At 36.1% G+C, this 3,296-nt stretch carries 4 protein-coding genes; all 4 read left to right on the top strand.

Going from position 1 to position 3,296, the window contains the following annotated elements:
• Positions 1-10 precede the first annotated feature (10 nt).
• Complete coding sequence (locus ACXJH6_RS00440; RefSeq protein WP_456469793.1) at positions 11-298, top strand: YbaB/EbfC family nucleoid-associated protein; 288 nt, start codon at positions 11-13, stop codon at positions 296-298.
• Positions 295-1,194 (top strand): DUF7488 domain-containing protein, encoded by a 900-nt coding sequence (locus tag ACXJH6_RS00435; protein ID WP_456469792.1) that lies wholly within the window; start codon positions 295-297, stop codon positions 1,192-1,194. Before ACXJH6_RS00440 ends, ACXJH6_RS00435 begins: the two co-directional genes overlap by 4 nt.
• Positions 1,195-2,031 (top strand): polyprenyl synthetase family protein, encoded by an 837-nt coding sequence (locus tag ACXJH6_RS00430; protein WP_456469791.1) that lies wholly within the window; start codon positions 1,195-1,197, stop codon positions 2,029-2,031.
• A 13-nt stretch (positions 2,032-2,044) separates the two neighbouring features.
• Positions 2,045-3,296, top strand: a 1,252-nt coding sequence (locus ACXJH6_RS00425; protein WP_456469790.1) for a thiamine pyrophosphate-binding protein, incomplete at its 3' end; no start/stop codon positions are given.

Here is a 3,296-nt window from a genome sequence, read left to right as displayed (position 1 = left end):
AGGAGGAATAATGTTTGGTAATCTTGATTTAAACGAAATGATGCAAAAGCTTCAGGAGCAGATACAAGAATCCGACAATAAAACTTATACCGCAAAAAGCGGGGGAGGTCTTGTTGAGGCTACGGTTAACGGAAAATTTGAAGTTGTCGATATAAAAATAGACGATTCTTTACTTGAAGATAAGGAATCTTTACAGATTCTTTTAATGAGCGCGATAAATGACGCTATAAAAATGGCTGTAGAGGATAAAAAAGCCCAGGCTATGAATATGTTTGGAGGGTTTAATCTGAAACAATGAAAAAATTTCTTGTTTTTCTCCCTTTACTTTTATTTTCTTTAAATATAGATTTTTCTCCCTGTTATAAAAAATATTCTTTTATAAAAAATTTTATACCTGTTTCTTCTTCTAGAAGCGTTACGTTTAAAAAACCTTTAAAATATATATATTATGATGAGTTTAGCGGTATGTATGTGGTAAGCACCCGTAATAAAACTTATATTCATTTTTATAATACTCCGAAAATAGGCTGGTTTATGGCTGCTTTAAATTATGAGTCGGCTTATGGGGGTACATATGCCAGGGATATGGAATTTCTCAATCCTGCTTTATTAAGCGTTAACGTACCTCCTAATACCGTAATAAGTGATATATTCTGCAGAGCTTACGGTCTTGGTAACGGAGGGGTTATAAGGGGTGATTATGTAAAACATTTTGTAAAATACGGTTATTGGGGAGATATAGGGATAGACGCGGATAAAAATATGAATGTTTTATATATTGACCCTTTTTATGTAGATAAAATCGTTCCGGGAGATAAAATCACTGAGATTAACGGAAAAAAAGCCGGTGTAGAACTTTTTAATAAAACCGTGATTTTAGGGCTTCTTAATGATAAAGTGTGTCTTAAAACCGCAAACGGTAAAAAAGAGTGTTTAAAGATAAGAAAAAAAGTTTATGAATTTACTCCTCTTGAACATTTCGGTATAAAAGTGGATAAACATTTAAACGTTGTAAAACTTTCAAAAGAGATAGAAAATAAAATTTTTTTAAAGCCTCCCGCAAAGATTATAGCCGTTAACGGTAAAAAGATTAAAAGTTTTGCCGAACTTAAAAAGATACTTTCTTTTGACAAAAATGTTACAATTACGCTAGAAAAAAACGGAATAAGAATCAGTCTGCCTTTAAGGAAATAAATGGAAGAGTTTATAAAAAAGAATTTAATAAAAGCAAAAAGTTTTCATCCTTTTTTTGAGAAAGCTTTAAATGAAATGTTGCTAGCCGGCGGTAAAAGATTTAGGCCCAATCTTTTATTAAGCGTTGTAAGAGCTTATAATCCGTTAATGGTGGAAAATGCCAAATACGCGGCTTTTGCGCTGGAGCTTATCCATACCTACTCTTTAATCCATGACGACCTGCCCGCTATGGACAATGCCTCTCTTAGACGGGGGCATCCGACACTTCATACGACCTATGACGAGACCACTGCTATTTTAGTCGGGGACGCTTTAAATACCTATGCTTTTGAAGTGTTAAGCACTGCGCCTATGCATAATGACGTAAAAGTGGAGCTTATAAAAATATTAAGTAAAAACGCAGGACCAAGTGGAATGGTGCTGGGACAGGCGATTGATTGTTATTTTGAAAATAAAAAACTCACTATTGAAGAGCTTAAATTCCTGCATATGAATAAAACCGGAAAACTGATTGCCGCTTCGCTTGAAATGGGAGCGGTGATAGTAAATAAGACTGATTTAGCAAGAAAACTATATAATTTTGGACTTAAACTTGGTCTTTTGTTTCAGATTCAGGATGATTTACTGGATTTGCTGGATGAAAACGAAACGGGAAAAACCACAGGAGTGGATGATGGTAAAAATACTTTTGTTACACTTCTTGGAGAAAAAGAAGCAAGGCAAAAGGCCGACAGGCTTGCTAAAGAGCTTGAAGATGAACTTGAAAGTTTTGATGAAAATTTAAAAAACGAATTAAAAAAACTGCTTGATAAATATTTATTTAGGCATAAACAATAACAAAGGAGTTATAATGGATTTGGAAATGAAAAAGAAAATGGCCGATACGATAAGATTTTTGGCGGCCGATATGGTGGAGAAGGCTAAATCAGGGCATCCGGGAGCCGCTCTTGGGCTTGCTGATATTATGGTGGAATTAAGTGATGTAATAAGGCTTACCCCCCACAATCCTGATTTCATAAACAGAGACAGAATAGTATTTTCAGGAGGACATGCTACTCCTTTAATATATTCTATGCTTTATTTATGGGGATATGATGTTACGATGGATGATTTAAAAAACTTCAGACAGCTTGGAAGCAAAACCCCGGGACATCCTGAATACGGACATACTCCGGGAATTGAAGTAACTACGGGACCTCTTGGGCAGGGTGTGGCAAACGCGGTAGGATTTGCCATGGCAAAAAAATATATTCATAAAAAGTTTCCTGAAATTGACCATAAGGTATGGTGTCTTTGCGGAGATGGGGATTTGGAAGAAGGAATTTCATACGAAGCGTGTTCAATTGCTGGGAGTTTGGGGCTTGAAGATTTAATTATAATTTATGATTCAAACAATATCTCAATCGAAGGCGAAGTGGAAGAAGTATTTAAAGACGATATCAGAAAAAGATTTGAAGCCCAAAATTTCAGAGTTTTAGAAATGGACGGACATGATTATGACGACATTAAAAAAACTTTGATAAAAGCCAGAGAGAGTGATGAAAGACCTACGCTTATTATCGCTCATACGACTATTGCAAGAGGTGCGGTTGGATTAGAGGGCAGCCATAAAACGCACGGTGCGCCTCTTGGGGAAGATGTAATTAAAAAATCTAAAGAAGTTGCGGGATTCCCTGCTGATAAGACGTTTTACGTTCCTGATGATGTTTTGGTTAGATTTAGATGCGTAAAAGAAAGAGGGGAACTGCTTGAGAGAGAATGGGATAAAAAAACAAGAGTAAAAGAAATTAAAGCCTTTTTTGAAAAAGATTTTTCTAAAATCAAATGGCCAGAATTTAAAGAAGGTGAGAGTATTGCCACAAGAAAAAGCAACGGTGTGATATTAAACGCCATAGCAAAAGCGGTGCCGAGTTTTCTTGGGGGAAGTGCGGATTTGGCTCCTTCAAACAACACATGGCTTGAGGGCGAAGACAAATTTCCTCACGGCAGAAACATTCAATACGGAATCAGAGAACACGCAATGGCTGCAATTAACAATGCATTCAGTGCTTACGGATTTTTACCGTATGCTGCAACATTCTTGGTATTTAGCGATTACCTTA

The organism is Caminibacter sp., from assembly GCF_053999135.1.
This window is presented reverse-complemented; position numbering and strand designations above follow the sequence as displayed.